The organism is Mycolicibacterium komossense (assembly GCF_025822605.1).
Classification (GTDB): Bacteria; Actinomycetota; Actinomycetes; order Mycobacteriales; family Mycobacteriaceae; genus Mycobacterium; species Mycobacterium komossense.
Window position 1 is genome coordinate 132,608 of the sequence record NZ_JACKTY010000020.1, and the last position, 15,221, is coordinate 147,828.

A 15,221-nucleotide genomic window follows, 5' to 3' on the forward strand; every position below is an offset into this window, starting at 1 on the left:
CGCGACGCGGGGCACTGTCAGCCAGTCGGTTACCTCGTCGGTTACTCAGTCGGAGACGAAGTACAGCCGCTTGTTGCAGAACTCGTCCATGCCCAGCGGGCCCAGCTCACGACCGAAGCCACTGCGCTTGACGCCGCCGAATGGCACTTCCTGGCCCTCGTTGGCGGGCGAATTGACATTGGACATCCCGGTTTCGAGGCGTTGCGCAATTTTCTCCGCGCGGGCCCGGTCAGTGCTGAACACCGCTCCGCCCAAACCGTAGTCGGAGTCGTTGGCCAGCGTCAGCGCTTCCTCGTCGCTGTCGACCGAGTAGACCACTGCGACCGGACCGAACAGTTCTTCGCGGTACGCCCGCATCTCCGGGGTGATCCCGGTCAGGACAGCAGGCGAGTAATAGGCCGCCGGTCCCTCTCCCAGCACACCACCGGCGTGCAGCGTCGCACCCTTGGAGACTGCGTCCTGCACCTGCTCGTGAAGAATCTCCGCGGCTTTGCGCGACGACAGCGGCGCGAACGTGCCCTCCGCCTCTTCGGCCGGGTTACCGGGCTTGAGATCCTTGGCACGCTCGACCAGCTGACCGACGAAATCCTCGAAGATGTCGCCTGAGACGATCATCCGCTTGTTGGAGTTACAAGCCTGGCCGGTGTTTCCGATCCTGGTGTCCCAGGCCAGATTCGCCGATGCCTGGACGTCGTCGGAATCCAGCACCACGTAGGCGTCGGAGCCGCCGAGCTCGAGCACGCACTTCTTGAGGTTCTTGCCGGCGATCGCCGCCACCACGGACCCGGCCCGCTCCGAACCGGTCAGTGAGACACCGGCGATGCGACGGTCGGCGATGATCGTCTCGATCTGGTCATACGACGCGAAGATGTTGATATAGACACCCTGCGGCACGCCCGCCTCGTCCATGATCTTCTGCACGGCCAGCGCCGACTTCGGCACGGACTCGGCGTGCTTGAGGATGATCGTGTTGCCCAGCACCAGGTTCGGAGCTGCGAACCTGGCGATCTGATAGAACGGGTAGTTCCACGGCATGATGCCGAGCAGCGGTCCGATCGGCAGCTTCTGGACGTAGGCCTTGCCCTCGGCGGCCGTCTTGATCTCCTGCTGGGAGGCCAGAGCCGGCCCCTCCGTAGCGAAGTAGTCGAAGATATCCCCGCAGAAATCGGCTTCGCCCACCGATTCCGACAGTGGCTTGCCCATCTCCTCGGTCGCGATGGCCCCCAGTTCCGCTGCCTTCTCTCTGAACAGTTCGGCGACCCGGTGTACGACCTTCGCCCGCTCTTCGATCGGCACTGCTTGCCAGGACTTGTAGGCCTCGGCAGACGCGGCGAGTGCGGCTTCGACCTCGGTATCGGTGGCCAGATCGAAGGCCTCACCGGCGACACCGGTAGCCGGGTTGACGACTTGGTAGCGGGGTTGGGTCGAGACAGTGGCAGTCATTACTAGCTCCCTTAGCGCGGCGTTAGACCAACCAATCTAGTAGTGGGCCTCGCCGCGTGGTCACCGGTCTGGCAAGACCTCTCAAATTTCAGTCGGTATCACCGGCGGATGGCGAGGCCGTCGATGTTCAAACCGACGCCCGGGACGCGATCGCCATAGTCCCCGCAACACAAAACCACCCTTACCTGAGTGAACAGGAGGGCGGTTATGGCGGTGGCGGAGGGATTTGAACCCTCGGACGGGGGTTACCCGTCACACGCTTTCGAGGCGTGCTCCTTAGGCCGCTCGGACACGCCACCGTGTGGCAGCTTACCGAAGCGCGGCCTGCCGCCCTAATCGCTGGTCGAGCCCCGCGCGAGCAGTCACAAAAGACCCCTGAAAACGGCGTGTCGACGGGCAGTTTGCGTCTGCTCACGAGGAGAACGCGAGGAGTAGGTGACTCACCGCTGCCGGGCGAAGAACTCCGCCAGCGGGGCGGCGCATTCATCGGCCAGCACGCCGCCGCGCACTTCCGGACGGTGGTTGAGCCGCCGATCGCGCACCACATCCCACAGCGATCCGACGGCCCCGGTCTTGGGTTCCCACGCCCCGAACACCACCCGGGCGACCCGGGCCATCACCAGCGCACCGGCGCACATCGTGCACGGCTCGACGGTGACGGCCAGGGTCGCGCCTTCGAGCCGCCAGCCATCACCGAGAACAGCCGCTGCGGCCCGCAGCGCGAGGATCTCGGCGTGCGCCGTCGGGTCACCCAGTTCTTCGCGGGCATTGACCGCCCGCGCCAGCTCGGTCCCCGCGGCATCGATGACGACGGCCCCGATCGGCACGTCACGCGGGCCGGCGGAACCCGCCGCGGCGAGCGCGAGGCGGATCAGCTGTTCATCGGTCAAGCTTGTCCAGCACCGCCGAGAGTTCACTCTCGAAGCCCATCTCGCGGGCGATGCGGCTCAGCTGTTCGTCGGCGTAGAGATCGGTTTCGGAGACGATCACACCGAGGACCCCTTCGGGCAGACCGATATCCGCGAGCACGCCGAGATCACCCTCCTCGAAGGGATCGGTGTCCTCGAGATCTTCGTCGTCGATATCGGCGTCCAGCTTCTCCAGCACCTCGGCGGCGATGTCGTAATCCAGCGCCGCCGTCGCATCCGAGAGCAGCAGCCGGGTCCCGGCCGGGGCGGGCCGGACGATCACGAAGAACTCGTCGTCGATATTCAGCAGCCCGAAAACCGCACCGGCGCTGCGTAACTCTCGAAGCTCCGTCTCGGCCGCGCTCAGACTGGTCAACGACACGGGCTTCAACGGCGTGCACCGCCATTTGCCTTCCTCGCGCACCACCGCCACGCCGAATCCGTCGGGGGCGTCTTGGGCTGGTGAAGCGTCCTGCTTCTGCGCCCGCTGTGGTCCCATGAGCGCTAACGCTAGCCCCCGCCAGGCCCCTTGACCAGCGGGTCGATAGCCACGTGCACGGATATGTCAACCTTGGATCGTGACAACCCCTTCTGAAACCCAGGTCTGCGTGCTGGGACTCGGGCTCATCGGCGGTTCGTTGATGCGGGCGGCCGCGGCGGCGGGCCGGACGGTGTTCGGTTACAACCGCTCGGTAGACGGCGCCCAGGCCGCGACGTTCGACGGTTTCGACGCCTCCACCGACCTCGACGCGGTCCTGAGGCGCGCCGCTGAGACCGACGCCCTGATCGTGCTGGCGGTCCCGATGCCTGCGCTGGCCATCATGCTCACGCATATCGCCGAGACGGCGCCCCACTGCGCGCTGACCGACGTCGTCAGTGTCAAGAAGGCCGTGCACGACGAAGTGCGGGCAGCGGGTCTGCTTCCCCGTTTCGTCGGCGGTCACCCGATGACCGGCACCGCGCACTCGGGTTGGACGGCCGGCGATGCCGGGCTCTTCAGAGGCACCCCATGGGTCCTGACCGTCGACGAGCATGTCGACGGTCAAGTGTGGACGACCGTGATGGAGCTGGCGCTGAGCTGCGGCGCGGTCGTCGTGCCCGCCCGCTCCGACGAGCACGACGCGGCGGCGGCAGCGATCTCACATCTGCCACATCTGACCGCCGAGGCACTCGCGATCACCGCCGCCGAGATCCCGCTGGCGTTCGCCCTGGCGGCCGGCTCGTTCCGCGACAGCACCCGGGTGGCCGCGACGGCACCCGATCTGGTCCGGGCGATGTGCGAGGCCAACCAGGCGGACCTGCTGCCGGTACTGGACCACACCATCGAGCTTCTGACGAAGGCCAGGGACTCGCTGGCGCGCCGGCGATCGGTGGCCGAACTGGTGGACGCGGGCCACTCCGCCCGGATCCGCTACGACAGCTTCTCGCGGCCGGACATCATGGCGATCACGATCGGCGCCGAGAACTGGCGCGACGAACTCGCGGCCGCCGGCCGAGCCGGCGGGGTGATCAGATCCGCTCTGCCAACCCGGGATAGTCGACGATGAAGCCGTCGGCGTCGACGGTGACCGTGGTATCGGCGACCGGCGAATGCAGCTTGATGCCGTCCGTGGTGTCCGGCCCCGCGCTCGTGTAGGAGATGGCAGCCTCTTTGACCGTCAGGTCGGGCAGCCACACGTAGACCACCGGCAGCGTCACCGACTCGGCGCGCCGATGCAGACCGGTACGCCGGATCGGCAGCGCGTTGAACAGCGGGCTGAACACCACATCGACGTCCAGCGCGCCGCCGTAGGCCTCGCGCGAAGTCTTACCGGAATGGTCCTGGACCAGCCACATGTTCTCTTCGTCGCGCGCAATGGAGAGCTGCCGTTCGCGCTGCGCCAGGGTGACCGTCAGCGACAATCGTTTGGTGGCCCCTGTCTCATCGGTCACCAGGTCATAAGACGCGCTGAACGCCGGAATGGAATCCGTAGCGGCGGAGACGATCCGGCCGTATGCCTTGATCCGGTTGCCGGACAATTGCACCCGCACCGATTCCATTCGGGGATCGTCGTGCGCGCGCCACGTCAAAACCGCGGGCCAGGCGCCTTCTTTTTCGTCATCGGCTGCACTCACTCATCTACCGTAAGCGACGGATCGCCTCGTTTATAGGGCGGTCCGGAACTCGTCTCGATTGGCCGCTTTCCGGCGGGCCGGCTTTCGAACGCCACCTCGTCGTCGAGCAACGGCTGGGGCATCCGGCTCGACCCTTTTCGAAGCCGGCCCGAACCCGGCACCGAGGCCCACACCGCAAAGGCGAGCACCGCGTCGAGGATCAGCGCGAGCACCGTCACGAGCAGGGCCCCGACCAGCGCGATGTAGAACTGTCGCACCTTGATGCCGTCGATCAGATAACGGCCCAGGCCACCGAGGCTGGCGTACGCCGCGATGGTCGCGGTCGCGACCACTTGCAGCGTGGCGGTGCGCAACCCACCGAGGATCAGCGGCAAGGCGTTGGGAGTCTCGACCCGCAGCAGGATCCGCGTCTCCGTCATGCCCATCGACCGGGCGGCGTCGACGACGGTGCGGTCGACGTTGGAAATACCCGAGTAGGTACCTGCCAGCAACGGCGGAATGCCCAGCAGCATCAGTGCGATCGTGGGCGGCACCAGACCCAGCCCCCACAGCAACACCCCCAACAGCAGCACTCCCAGGGTGGGCAGTGCGCGCAAGGCGTTGACACCGGTGACGACGAGGAACGTGCCGCGGCCGGTGTGCCCGATGATCATCCCGATCGGGATGGCGATCAGCGCCGACACCACGACCGCGACAGCGGTGTACTGCAGGTGTTCCAGGATCCGCGCGGTCAGCCCGGCCGGGCCACCCCAGTGTGCGGCGGTGAAAATATAGGACAGCGCCTGATCCAGGAAATTCACTTGGTCACCAGCGCCTTCAGCTTGGTAGCCCGCGGGACTCGAGTCGCCCTGGTCCAGGGCGTCAGAGCTTTGCCTGCCAGCATGATGAGGGTGTCGATGACGACGGCGAGCACGAAGATCGCGATGATGCCCGCGACGATCTGGTCGCTCTTGTTGGCCTGATAGCCCTCGGTGAACCACGTACCGAGGCCCCCGATACCGATCACCGAGCCGACCGACACCATCGAGATATTCGTGACGGCGACCACCCGAAGGCTGGCGACGAGCACCGGAAGAGCCAGCGGCAGTTCAATTTTCAGCAATCGAGTGACGGGCTTGTAGCCGACTGCGGTGGCGGCGTCGAGCACAGCCGGGGGCACGGCATCCAGCGCCTCGGGTACCGCCCGTACCAGAAGCGCGGTGGTGTACAGCGTCAGCGCGACGATGACGTTGGCCTCGTCGAGAATTCGGGTCGGGATGATCAGCGGGAGCACCACGAAAAGCGCCAGCGACGGAATGGTGAAGATGATGCTGGCGGTGACGGTCGTCAGCCGTCGCAGGAACGTCGCACGCTGCACCACCCCACCCAGCGGCACCGCGATGATCAAACCGAGCACGATCGGGATCAGTGAGAGCCGAAGATGTATCAGCGTCAGCGCCCACGCCTTGTCCAGGTGCGTCAGCAGATAGGTCATGGTTAACCCCGCTGGTTTTCCAGCGCCACGATCACGTCGCTGGCCAGAACCCCGCCGATCACCTTGCCGTTCCCGTCGACGGCGACGCCGATACCGGCATGCGACGACAGAGCGGCATCGAGGGCCTGGCGCAGGCTGTCGTCCGGATGGAACAGCGAACCACCGGCGATTGTGCTGTCGTAGAGCGCTTTTCCGTCCCGATGCAGCCCAACCCCGTCGGCGTTGATCCAGGCGTAGGGCTTGCCGTCGTCACGGGTGACCAGCATCCACTCGCCGGCGCCGAGGTTCAGCGCGTCGATCTGCGCCTCGGTCACCGATGCGATGTCGTGCAGCGGCAGGCCGGTGGCGTGCCGGAACTGCAGTCCCCGGTAACCGCGGTCGGCACCGATGAAACCGGAGACGAAATCGTTGGCAGGGTTGGTCAGCAGTCGTGAGGGTTCGTCGTACTGCTGCAGAGTGCCGCCGGGCCCGAAGACCGCGACCTTGTCGCCGAGCTTGATGGCCTCGTCGATGTCGTGGGTGACGAAGACGATGGTCTTCTGCAGTTCGCTCTGCAGGCGCAGGATTTCGGCCTGCAGTTCTTCGCGCACCACCGGGTCGACGGCGGAGAACGGTTCGTCCATCAGCAGGATCGGCGGGTCGGCGGCCAGCGCCCTGGCCACCCCGACGCGCTGCTGCTGGCCGCCGGAAAGCTGCGCCGGATAGCGGTTGGCGAGCTTGGGGTCGAGCCCCACCCGTTCCAGGACGCCAAGGGCGGCTTTGCGTGCCGAGCGCCGCGACTCCCCACGCAACACCGGCACCGTGGCGACGTTGTCGATGACTCGTTGATGCGGCATCAGACCCGCGCTCTGGATGACGTAACCGATACCGAGCCGCAGTTTGACCGCGTCGACCTTGGTGACATCGTTGCCATCGACGCTCAGCGTGCCCGCGGTGGGCTCAATCATCCGGTTGATCATCCGCATGGACGTCGTCTTCCCGCACCCGGACGGGCCGACGAACACCGCCAGCGTCCCGTCGGGAACGTCGAGCGTGAGGCTGTCGACGGCGACGGTACCGTCCGGATACTTCTTCGTGACTTGGTCAAAGGTGATCATCTAGGCGCTCACTTTTCCGGGATCGGCTTGTCAAAACCGTTGTCCTGCACCCATTTTTTGGCCGCCTCGTCGGGATCGACCCCCTTGTTCCCCTCGACCGCTTCGTTCAGTTCGATCAGACCCTGGGTGGTGAGCTTGGCTGATACGGCGTCGAGCACGGTCTTGAGTTGGTCCGACATCTTCTGCGAGCTCACCAGTGGAACCACGTTGGCGGCCAGGAAGTTGTTCTTCGGATCTTCGAGCACCACGAGATTGTTCTGCGGGATCGCCGGCGAGGTACTGAAGATGTCGGCCGCGGTGACGGTGCCGTCGGTGAGTGCCCGGACTGTCGCAGGGCCACCCCCGTCGCTGATGGAGATGAAGTTCCCCGGCGCGATGTCCAGCCCGTACTTCGCTTTCAGCCCCGGCAGACCCTCGGCCCTGGTCTCGAATTCCGACGGGGCACCGAATTTGACCTCCGGCGAGTGCGCGGCCAGATCGGCGATGGTCTTCAGGTTCCACTTGTCCGCAGTGGCCTTGCTGACGGCCACGGTGTCGGTGTCGTTCGCCGGTGACGGCGTGAGGATCGACAGGTCGCCGGGCAGGGCACGGACGAGCGCCAACTCGACGGCGTCGGGCGTGGTCGCCGTGGTCTGTTTGTCGAAGTACTGCAGCAGATTTCCGGTGTACTCCGGCACCAGGTCGATCGAATGGTCCTTCACGGCCGGGATGTAGGTCTCGCGACTGCCGATGCCGAACTGCCGGCCGACCGTGAACCCGTTGGCCTCCAGCGCCTGTGCGTAGATCTCCCCGATGATCTTCGACTCCGGGAAGTCGGCCGAGCCGACCGTGATGGACTTCAAATCTCCCGATATCGCGCCGCCGCCCAGCGGATTCGCACTCCCGCAACCAGCCAAGAAAAGTGCAGCAACCATGATCGTCACCGCAGGCGGCCAGCTACGCACACGTTTTCGCAGCGTGGTCATGAGATCGACACTAACGGCATAGTCGCAGCTACGCCGACCTTTATCGCACTGCGAATCAATTCCGTGGTTTCTTTTGGGCGGGTAAAGGGCAAAGATGATTCCATGAGCAGCGATCCGTACGCGACGCCCGAACCGCCGGCCGTCCCGGCGGATATCCCCGTCGCCGCCCAGCCCAACCCGAAATCAGCAGTGAAGTTCACTCGCGCGTCGGCATTATGGTCAGCTCTGATCGCCGGCTTCCTGATCCTGATCATCTTGTTGATCTTCATCGCCCAGAACACCGAATCCGCACGGTTCGCCTTCCTCGGGTGGAGTTGGAGCCTGCCATTGGGGGTCGCCATCCTGCTGGCCGCGGTACTCGGTGGCCTGATCGCGGTACTGGCCGGCGCGGCCCGGATCTTCCAGCTGCGGCGGGCGGCGAAGAAGAACCTCAAGGCCGGGCTCCTTTAGCGGATCGACACCAGGTCGTCGACCGGGTCAACGGGCAGATTTCCGTCGACGACGGCCGTCACTATCATGTTGTTCAGATTGATCGAACCCTTGTGGTTGTCCAGGAACGCGGTATCGGCGGCGTCGCGTCCAGTAGCGATGCGCACCAAGGTCTGCCGCGGCGCCAGGCAGGTCGCGTCGACCACTCGCCAGTGATCTTCCACGTAGGCCTCGGCGACAGCGTGGAAATCCATCGGCGACAGCCCGGGGGCGTAGACCGCGACGAGTCGGGCCGGCACGTTGACCGCACGCAGCAGCGCGACCACCAGGTGCGCGTAGTCCCGGCACACCCCGGCTCCGGCCAGCAGGGTGTCGACCGCGCCGTCGATGGGATCACTGGAACCCGGCACATAGCTGAGCCGGGTGCCGACCCATGACGACACCTTCTCCAGCAGGTCTGCCGATTCGACGAACGAGCCGAATTCCGTTGCGGCGAACCCGTAGAACTTATCGGCCTCGGCATAGCGGCTGGGACGCAGGTACATCGACAGGTCATATTCGCTGACCGGCGCCGGGTGAGTCTGGCCGATGACGGTGGCCGAGTACTCGACGTGCAGCTGACCCGGCTGAGCATCGAATTTGTGGATCCGATTGCCATGGGCGCCGCTGATCTCCATCGGCTGGATGTGTTGACCGTCCAGGACGAATGACAGGGCTTCGTACACCTCGGTATCGGGGTGTGGAGCGACCGCGATCTGGAATTCCAGTGTTGTTGCCGCGGTGATCTCGACATCGAGCACCGCGCCGACTTCACGCTTCATGGGGGGCACACTTTCTTTTGAAGGGAAGCCTCAGGGCCACGCGATCTCTACCCGGCCAATGGTGAGTTAAAACCGTCTGGCGCCCGCGCGCATGTCGAGGGTCGGGGCGTGTTTCCGCTGTGAGACCTCGACCGACGGGATAGGTTTGCCGGGTCGATTAATTATTCGAGGGGTCAATATGGAAATTTCTCTGCGCCCGTGGCTGACCACCGGTGTCGCACTCGTGGGCGCCGGGGCCATCGCGATGGCCCCGGTCAATCCGATCACCGCGACGCCGACCATGGCGGTCCCCGCCATTTCCGCGCCTGCGGTACACACCACCGCGTTCGAGCTGCCCTATATCCTCACCTTGCCGATCGTCCGGCAGGACATCAGGAACCGGATCGACTACTGGGTCATCTATCTCAACGGACTCGGACAGGCCGGCGTCGGCGCATTCGACACACTCGTCTCGATTCCACAGACCGCGGTGACCATCACCCAACAGCTGCTGCAACTCGACTTCGTCGGTGCGCTCAACACCTTTTCGACCGCGGTCCGCGACGGCGTCGTTGCGGTCGGGCAACCGCTGCTGAACTCGCTCATCGAGCGTAACCAGATGGCCCTCGTGATCCAGACCGCCCTACAGGCTGCGGCCCCGGCCGCCTTCTTCTCCGTGGTGAACGGCGTCCTTGCCGCTGGTAACGCCCTCACGACGTCGGTGATCGTGGGCACCCAGGATCTGGTCAACGCCTTCCTGACGTTGAATCTGAGCAATATCGTCAACGCCGCGATCGACGGCACGGCGGGATTCGTGCAGGCCCTGGGGCAGGGTGCGAGTGACATCGTCACGGGGATCGAGAGTGCGCAACACCTGATCTCCGACGCGCTGGCCAGCCGACCCACATCCAGCGCCGCCGCGGTGCCCGACCTGACCAAGGCCACCGTGGCACTCAACGTCGATTCGACGGGTCCGTCGCAGGGCACGTCGACCAAGTCGGCCGTCCCGAAGGCAGCAGCGCCCGAAGTCGATTCGCCGGCGGAGACCACCGACATCACACCGATCAAGACCGCCGGTCCGGCCCCGACGGGCAAACGTTCCGCCACTCCCAAGGCCGCCCCCGGCTCGGCGGTGGCGGCAGCGTCAACGCGCGCAGCCCACGACGCACCCGGCGTGCAGAAGAAGACGCGGGCGGGATCCTCGAAAGACTGACCCCTACCAGCGCTGGTTGCGAGGCAGCAGATCCCAGACGTGTTCGGTGCCGTTGACCGCGGCGACGGTGGGCTGACCGCTGCGCCCGTACAGCAGGCGGGTCACCGACGCGTAGTCGATGGGGAAGGACAGCATCCGCCGAGTGCCGAGGATCTCGTGCAGCAGCACGTTGATCACCCCGCCGTGGCTGAACACCGCCACGGTGTCCTCGGCATCGGCGGCGGCGACGATATCGGCCAGCGCGGCCGTGATGCGGGCCCGGAATGCGTCTTCGTCGACGCCGCCGGGGAGACGCCCCTCGACCATCCGTGCCCAATCCTCCGGGCGTTCGGTCCGCAGTTGTTCGATGGGCACGTAGTGCGTCATGTCCCGGTCGTATTCGGCGAGCCGCTCATCGATCTCGATGGTCAGGCCGCGGGCGGCGGCCGCCGGTTGCCCGGTTTGGATGGCGCGCCGCTGCGGGCTGCTCACCACTCGCACGATCGGGAACCGGGCCAGCGCGTCCGGCAGCCGCTTCGCCTGTTCGATGCCGGCGGCGGACAACTCCGGGTCCGCGCCCTGGCCGTCCTCACTGCGGTTCGGCAAGGCATGCCGGACCAGGAGCAGTTGCATTGTCGTCGTCCTTCTTTATCGGGCTGTCATCGTCACGCGCCGTGTAACGATATTGCCCATGCGCGCCTTCGACTGCCCGGTGTGTCACAGCTTCACGCCGTTCGAGGCCGATCACTGCCCCAACTGCCAGGCCGGCGTGGGTTTGCACCTGCCGTCGAAGTCGATGGTCGCCATCTCCGGCGAAGCCGCCGTGATCGACGGGCAGCGGTGGGTGCGCTGCACTCAGTCCAGCACCTTGGGGTGCAATTGGCTGGTCCCGGCCGAGGACGACTCCGCGTATCAGCGGGGGCGCTGCCTGTCCGATTCGCTGATCCGGCGCGAACCGGAGACCGATGACACGATCGCCAGAGAGAAGCTTGTTCCCACGGCGGCGGCGCTGCGCCGGTTGGTCTATCAGCTCGCCGATATCGGTCTGCCGATCGAGCCGTTCTGGCGGCGCGACGGCGGCTTGGCCTTTGATCTGTTGTCGAGCTACACGACCGGAGAGAAGGTGCTGATCGGCCACGCCGGCGGAGTGATCACCATCGATCTCGTCGAAACCCTGGATGCCTACCGCGAGACGTTGCGGGTGGCACTCGGCGAGCCCTACCGGACGATGTTGGGCCACTTCCGCCATGAGGTCGGCCACTACTACCAGCACATTCTGGTCGAAAATGGTTCTGGCGCAGCGCTTTATCTCGCCGAGTGCCGAACCTTGTTCGGCGATGAGCGGGTCAGCTACTCCGAAGAAATCGCCCGGCACTACACGCTCGGTGCCCCGCAGGACTGGCAGGATTCGTTCATCTCCGAATACGCGACGATGCATCCCTGGGAGGATTTCGCCGAGTGCTTTGCGCACTACCTGCACATCACGGAGACCATCGACACCTGCCGTGAAGCGGGCATGGTGCTGGTCGCAGACAAGGTCCGCTTCGCCGCGCCCCGCGATATCGAGCCGTTGGAGTCGTATGCCGACGTGCCGGTGGAGCGGCTGCTGTTCGACTGGAAGTGGATATCTCTGTTGCTCAACAGGGCCAACACCGCGATGGGCAAGAATCCGTTGTACCCCTTCGTGATTCCGCCGCCAGTGACCGCGAAACTGGGATTCGTCCACCGGGTGGTCCGCGAGACCGCGAAAGACCTGGCGCCATGACGCGGCCGGACACCCGGGTTTCCGGTGCGGTGGCCCGCGCCTTGGACGACCGACAACGGGAGGCCACCGAAGAGGTCGAGAAGATCCTGGCCGCGACGGTGCGGGTGATGGAACGGATGGCCCCCGAGCCGCCCCGGGTCGCCGATATCGTCGCCGAGGCCGGGTCTTCCAACAAGGCGTTCTACCGCTACTTCGCCGGGAAGGACGAGCTGATCCTGGCGGTGATGGAGCGTGGGGTGGCGATCACAGTCTCCTATCTGCAGCATGTGATGGCCAAGGAGACCGAACCGGCGGAGAAAATCACCCGCTGGATCGAAGGGTGCCTGGCCCAGGTCGCGGACCCACATCTGCTCACTTTCAGCCGGGCGGCGATCAGCCAGATGTCGGCGACGGCCAACCAGCAGGTCGCCGACAGCGAGATCCTGTTCCCGATGCGCGCCCTGCTCACCGAACCCGTTGCAGCACTGGTAAATTCCGATCCATCGCGCGACGTGGACAGCATCTTCCTGTGCACCACGGGGACCATGCGCCGGTACGTTGGCTCCGGCCACCGCCCCGACCAGGCCGATATCGATCACCTGGTGAGTTTCTGTCTGCGGGGTATCGGCGCGCGGTGACGCGGTGATGGGCGCGCCGCGGAAGAAGTAGGTTGTCGAAATGCCCGCCTAGCGAGCGAATTCGAACAACGTGTCGGACGCTCATGTGAAGGTATCGGCATGGACGGCACGAGAATCTTGCGCGGGATCGAGCTGCGGTACGCCCTCACCGAATTCCTGACTCAGCATGGACCCACGAGCATCAGCGGTTTGATCGATGGCCTCATTTGGCAGGGTTTCGTCATCCATGGTGATCCGCCCAAATCAGTCTCGGACGGGCTGCGCTGGGAGCGCAGACACGGGAGAGTGCGACGGCTCGGCCGCGGAATGTACGGTCCCCTCACGATGCCGCGCGCCACGGAGTATCGAATTCACAAGCGGGTCATGACCCTGCGCGCCGAAGCACGCCGAATTCGCGCGCAGGTGGCCGATTCACCGGACGACTGGGACTGGCTCGAAGGGTAATTCGCTCGCTAGGCGGGCAATTCGAACCCCGACTTCCCGGCGGCCAACCCTGAGTCGCCCCCGGCGAGGCTCAGGGCGTGATGATGTTGAAACTCGGATCCGGCTTGTCCAGCACACCGACCAGCTGCTGCAGTACCTCGGTGTCACCGACGATGTCCAGGCCCGGTGAGGTGAAATCACCCGTCGCCAACGCCAACAGCCTGACCGTGGCCGCCAGCTTCAACGTCACCCCCGCCGTCGACTCGTCGGCGGCGGTCCTCCGGTACACCAGCACCCCATTGCGCAGTGTGAGCCGATAGTTGGCACCCAGATCGGCGAACGAAATATCAAGGGCCAGGTCAAGATCCCACGCTGCAGGGCCGTTGACACTGAGCGAGAGGGCATCAAACATCTGCTCCGGCGAAAGCTGGGACAGCATCGTCACCGACGTGGTCTGTGTGGGTGTGCCGAAGTTCCCGACCCGCAGTTCGGTGGCGCCGGCGAGGAAGAAGTTGCGCCACGGTGCGCACTCCGCACCGTAGGCCAACTGCTCCAGGGTGTCGGCATACAGCGCCCGCGCGCCGGTATGGTTCTCGTCGGTGAAGATGGCGTGATCCAACAGCGTTGCGGCCCAACGCAGATCGCCGTCATCGAACGCCTGCTGGGCGACCTCGACCACCCGGTCGACACCACCGATGGCGGCCACATAACGCGGCGACAAGGCCTCCGGCGGGTGCGCCCACAACCGGGCCGGATTACCGTCGAACCAGCCCATGTAGCGCTGGTAGATCGCCTTCACGTTATGACTGACCGAGCCGTAGTAGCCGTGGGTGTTCCACGCCTTCTGCAGGGCCGGCGGCATCTGGAATGTCTCGGCGATCTCGATGCCGGTGAAGCCCTGGTTGAGCTGACGCAGCGTCTGGTCGTGCAGGTAGCCGTACAGATCGCGTTGCAGGGAAAGGAATTCGATGATCCGTTCCTGGCCCCAGGTCGGCCAGTGGTGGGATGCGAACACGACGTCGGAGCGATCGCCGAAGCTGTCGATGGCCTCCGTCAGGTAGCCCGACCAACCGTGCGGATCCCGCACCAGAGCACCACGCAGGGTCAGCAGATTGTGCAGGTTGTGCGTGGCGTTTTCGGCCATGCACAACGCGCGGTACCGCGGGAAATAGAAGTGCATCTCCGCGGGCGCCTCAGTACCGGGTGCCATCTGGAACTCGATCTCCACCCCGTCGATGGTGTGAGTTTCCCCGGTGGTGGTGATGTCGACGGTCGGCACGATGATCGCCACCTCGCCGGTCGACGGCGTCTGGCCCAACCCGCAGCCGACCTGGCCTTGCGGGCCGCGATCGAGCACGGTGCCGTACATGTAGGCCGCCCGTCGGGTCATCGCGGTACCGGCGTAGATGTTCTCCTGCACCGCGTGCTCGACGAACCCCTCCGGGGCCAGCACCGCCACCTTGCCCGCATCGACGTCGGCCTGGGTGGTCACTCCGAGGACGCCGCCGAAATGGTCGACGTGGCTGTGCGTGTAGATAACCGCGACGACCGGGCGGTCCCCGCGGTGCTCGCGGTAGAGGCTCAGCGCTGCGGCAGCAGTCTCGGTGGACACCAAGGGATCGATGACGATGACGCCCGTATCGCCTTCGATGAAGCTGATATTGGACAGATCCAGCCCGCGCACCTGGTAGATGCCCTCGACCACTTCGTAGAGCCCCTGCTTGGCCGCCAGCGTGGATTGCCGCCAGAGGCTGGGATGCACCGAGGTCGGCGCATCCCCGGTCAGGAAGCTGTAGACGTCGTTGTCCCAGACCACCCGGCCATCGGCAGCCTCGACCACGCAGGGGGTCAGCTTGCCGATGAACCCGCGGTCGGCGTCCTCGAAATCGGTTGTGTCCTCGAATGGCAGCGTCGTCAGGTGCTCGGCATGGGCAGCTTCGATGACCGCGATCGGCGGTTTGGAATCCATATCCGACTTCTTACTCGGTTTGAC

The 15,221-nt window shown here is 65.3% G+C and carries 17 protein-coding genes and 1 tRNA gene; 6 read left to right on the forward strand and 12 right to left on the reverse strand.

Features of this window, described 5'->3' with window-relative positions; genetic code table 11:
• Positions 1-45: 45 nt before the first annotated feature.
• From H7J73_RS08155 to H7J73_RS08170, 4 genes are all read right to left on the reverse strand, one after another.
• Positions 46-1,443, reverse strand: coding sequence for an NAD-dependent succinate-semialdehyde dehydrogenase (locus H7J73_RS08155; protein ID WP_264066820.1), 1,398 nt, complete (start codon positions 1,441-1,443; stop codon positions 46-48).
• A gap of 208 nt (positions 1,444-1,651) precedes the next feature.
• Positions 1,652-1,742 (reverse strand) — tRNA-Ser (locus tag H7J73_RS08160).
• Between the two features lie 141 nt (positions 1,743-1,883).
• The gene (locus H7J73_RS08165; protein ID WP_264066821.1) at positions 1,884-2,333 is read right to left on the reverse strand and encodes a nucleoside deaminase; all 450 of its coding nucleotides are present in this window, start codon (positions 2,331-2,333) and stop codon (positions 1,884-1,886) included.
• A complete protein-coding gene (locus H7J73_RS08170; protein ID WP_264066822.1) occupies positions 2,323-2,850 on the reverse strand; it encodes a tRNA adenosine deaminase-associated protein in 528 nt (175 codons plus the stop codon). Before H7J73_RS08170 ends, H7J73_RS08165 begins: the two co-directional genes overlap by 11 nt.
• A gap of 109 nt (positions 2,851-2,959) precedes the next feature.
• Between H7J73_RS08170 and H7J73_RS08175 the strand changes: the two genes are divergently transcribed.
• A complete protein-coding gene (locus H7J73_RS08175) occupies positions 2,960-3,898 on the forward strand; it encodes a prephenate dehydrogenase (RefSeq protein ID WP_353961993.1) in 939 nt (312 codons plus the stop codon).
• Here the strand turns inward: H7J73_RS08175 and H7J73_RS08180 are convergent.
• Genes H7J73_RS08180 through H7J73_RS08200 form a run of 5 tightly spaced genes read right to left on the reverse strand, consistent with a single transcriptional unit; the run spans position 3,861 to position 8,002 of the window.
• Entirely contained in the window at positions 3,861-4,466 is a 606-nt protein-coding gene (locus H7J73_RS08180; protein ID WP_264066824.1) for a putative glycolipid-binding domain-containing protein, read from the reverse strand. The genes H7J73_RS08175 and H7J73_RS08180 overlap by 38 nt on opposite strands.
• A complete protein-coding gene (locus H7J73_RS08185) occupies positions 4,463-5,266 on the reverse strand; it encodes an ABC transporter permease (RefSeq protein WP_264066825.1) in 804 nt (267 codons plus the stop codon). Before H7J73_RS08185 ends, H7J73_RS08180 begins: the two co-directional genes overlap by 4 nt.
• Positions 5,263-5,940 carry an ABC transporter permease gene (locus H7J73_RS08190; protein WP_264066826.1) on the reverse strand — a complete coding sequence of 226 codons (678 nt, stop codon included), beginning with the start codon at positions 5,938-5,940 and terminating at the stop codon, positions 5,263-5,265. The genes H7J73_RS08185 and H7J73_RS08190 overlap by 4 nt, the downstream gene beginning before the upstream one ends.
• Before the next feature lie 2 nt (positions 5,941-5,942).
• Positions 5,943-7,037 carry an ABC transporter ATP-binding protein gene (locus H7J73_RS08195; protein WP_264066827.1) on the reverse strand — a complete coding sequence of 365 codons (1,095 nt, stop codon included), beginning with the start codon at positions 7,035-7,037 and terminating at the stop codon, positions 5,943-5,945.
• 8 nt (positions 7,038-7,045) lie between these two features.
• Entirely contained in the window at positions 7,046-8,002 is a 957-nt protein-coding gene (locus tag H7J73_RS08200; protein WP_276031033.1) for an ABC transporter substrate-binding protein, read from the reverse strand.
• A gap of 102 nt (positions 8,003-8,104) precedes the next feature.
• Between H7J73_RS08200 and H7J73_RS08205 the strand changes: the two genes are divergently transcribed.
• Positions 8,105-8,452, forward strand: coding sequence for a LapA family protein (locus tag H7J73_RS08205; RefSeq protein ID WP_264066828.1), 348 nt, complete (start codon positions 8,105-8,107; stop codon positions 8,450-8,452).
• Here the strand turns inward: H7J73_RS08205 and H7J73_RS08210 are convergent.
• Positions 8,449-9,252 carry a transglutaminase-like domain-containing protein gene (locus H7J73_RS08210; RefSeq protein ID WP_264066829.1) on the reverse strand — a complete coding sequence of 268 codons (804 nt, stop codon included), beginning with the start codon at positions 9,250-9,252 and terminating at the stop codon, positions 8,449-8,451. The two genes, H7J73_RS08205 and H7J73_RS08210, sit on opposite strands and share 4 nt — an antisense overlap.
• A gap of 178 nt (positions 9,253-9,430) precedes the next feature.
• Between H7J73_RS08210 and H7J73_RS08215 the strand changes: the two genes are divergently transcribed.
• Positions 9,431-10,444 carry a hypothetical protein gene (locus H7J73_RS08215; RefSeq protein WP_264066830.1) on the forward strand — a complete coding sequence of 338 codons (1,014 nt, stop codon included), beginning with the start codon at positions 9,431-9,433 and terminating at the stop codon, positions 10,442-10,444.
• Between the two features lie 3 nt (positions 10,445-10,447).
• Here the strand turns inward: H7J73_RS08215 and H7J73_RS08220 are convergent, their stop codons facing one another.
• Positions 10,448-11,056, reverse strand: coding sequence for a histidine phosphatase family protein (locus tag H7J73_RS08220; RefSeq protein ID WP_264066831.1), 609 nt, complete (start codon positions 11,054-11,056; stop codon positions 10,448-10,450).
• Between the two features lie 58 nt (positions 11,057-11,114).
• On the opposite strand from H7J73_RS08220, the gene H7J73_RS08225 reads away from it, so the two are divergent.
• The 3 genes from H7J73_RS08225 (at position 11,115) to H7J73_RS08235 (ending at position 13,249) form a co-directional block, all read left to right on the forward strand.
• Positions 11,115-12,188, forward strand: coding sequence for a zinc-binding metallopeptidase family protein (locus H7J73_RS08225; protein WP_264066832.1), 1,074 nt, complete (start codon positions 11,115-11,117; stop codon positions 12,186-12,188).
• Positions 12,185-12,805, forward strand: coding sequence for a TetR/AcrR family transcriptional regulator (locus tag H7J73_RS08230; RefSeq protein ID WP_264066833.1), 621 nt, complete (start codon positions 12,185-12,187; stop codon positions 12,803-12,805). The genes H7J73_RS08225 and H7J73_RS08230 overlap by 4 nt, the downstream gene beginning before the upstream one ends.
• Before the next feature lie 99 nt (positions 12,806-12,904).
• Positions 12,905-13,249 (forward strand): hypothetical protein, encoded by a 345-nt coding sequence (locus tag H7J73_RS08235; RefSeq protein WP_264066834.1) that lies wholly within the window; start codon positions 12,905-12,907, stop codon positions 13,247-13,249.
• A 70-nt stretch (positions 13,250-13,319) separates the two neighbouring features.
• Here H7J73_RS08235 and H7J73_RS08240 read toward each other — a convergent pair whose 3' ends face one another.
• Positions 13,320-15,197 carry an alkyl/aryl-sulfatase gene (locus tag H7J73_RS08240; protein ID WP_264066835.1) on the reverse strand — a complete coding sequence of 626 codons (1,878 nt, stop codon included), beginning with the start codon at positions 15,195-15,197 and terminating at the stop codon, positions 13,320-13,322.
• Positions 15,198-15,221 lie beyond the last annotated feature (24 nt).

What these genes read in the sequence shown, in the direction of transcription:
- H7J73_RS08155 (WP_264066820.1), bottom strand. Translation starts at nt 1,443, where the DNA reads ATGACTGCCACTGTCTCGACCCAACCCCGCTACCAAGTCGTCAACCCG.
- H7J73_RS08170 (WP_264066822.1), bottom strand. Translation starts at nt 2,850, where the DNA reads ATGGGACCACAGCGGGCGCAGAAGCAGGACGCTTCACCAGCCCAAGAC.
- H7J73_RS08190 (WP_264066826.1), bottom strand. Translation starts at nt 5,940, where the DNA reads ATGACCTATCTGCTGACGCACCTGGACAAGGCGTGGGCGCTGACGCTG.
- H7J73_RS08195 (WP_264066827.1), bottom strand. Translation starts at nt 7,037, where the DNA reads ATGATCACCTTTGACCAAGTCACGAAGAAGTATCCGGACGGTACCGTC.
- H7J73_RS08200 (WP_276031033.1), bottom strand. Translation starts at nt 8,002, where the DNA reads ATGACCACGCTGCGAAAACGTGTGCGTAGCTGGCCGCCTGCGGTGACG.
- H7J73_RS08205 (WP_264066828.1), top strand. Translation starts at nt 8,105, where the DNA reads ATGAGCAGCGATCCGTACGCGACGCCCGAACCGCCGGCCGTCCCGGCG.
- H7J73_RS08210 (WP_264066829.1), bottom strand. Translation starts at nt 9,252, where the DNA reads ATGAAGCGTGAAGTCGGCGCGGTGCTCGATGTCGAGATCACCGCGGCA.
- H7J73_RS08215 (WP_264066830.1), top strand. Translation starts at nt 9,431, where the DNA reads ATGGAAATTTCTCTGCGCCCGTGGCTGACCACCGGTGTCGCACTCGTG.
- H7J73_RS08220 (WP_264066831.1), bottom strand. Translation starts at nt 11,056, where the DNA reads ATGCAACTGCTCCTGGTCCGGCATGCCTTGCCGAACCGCAGTGAGGAC.
- H7J73_RS08225 (WP_264066832.1), top strand. Translation starts at nt 11,115, where the DNA reads ATGCGCGCCTTCGACTGCCCGGTGTGTCACAGCTTCACGCCGTTCGAG.
- H7J73_RS08230 (WP_264066833.1), top strand. Translation starts at nt 12,185, where the DNA reads ATGACGCGGCCGGACACCCGGGTTTCCGGTGCGGTGGCCCGCGCCTTG.
- H7J73_RS08235 (WP_264066834.1), top strand. Translation starts at nt 12,905, where the DNA reads ATGGACGGCACGAGAATCTTGCGCGGGATCGAGCTGCGGTACGCCCTC.
- H7J73_RS08240 (WP_264066835.1), bottom strand. Translation starts at nt 15,197, where the DNA reads ATGGATTCCAAACCGCCGATCGCGGTCATCGAAGCTGCCCATGCCGAG.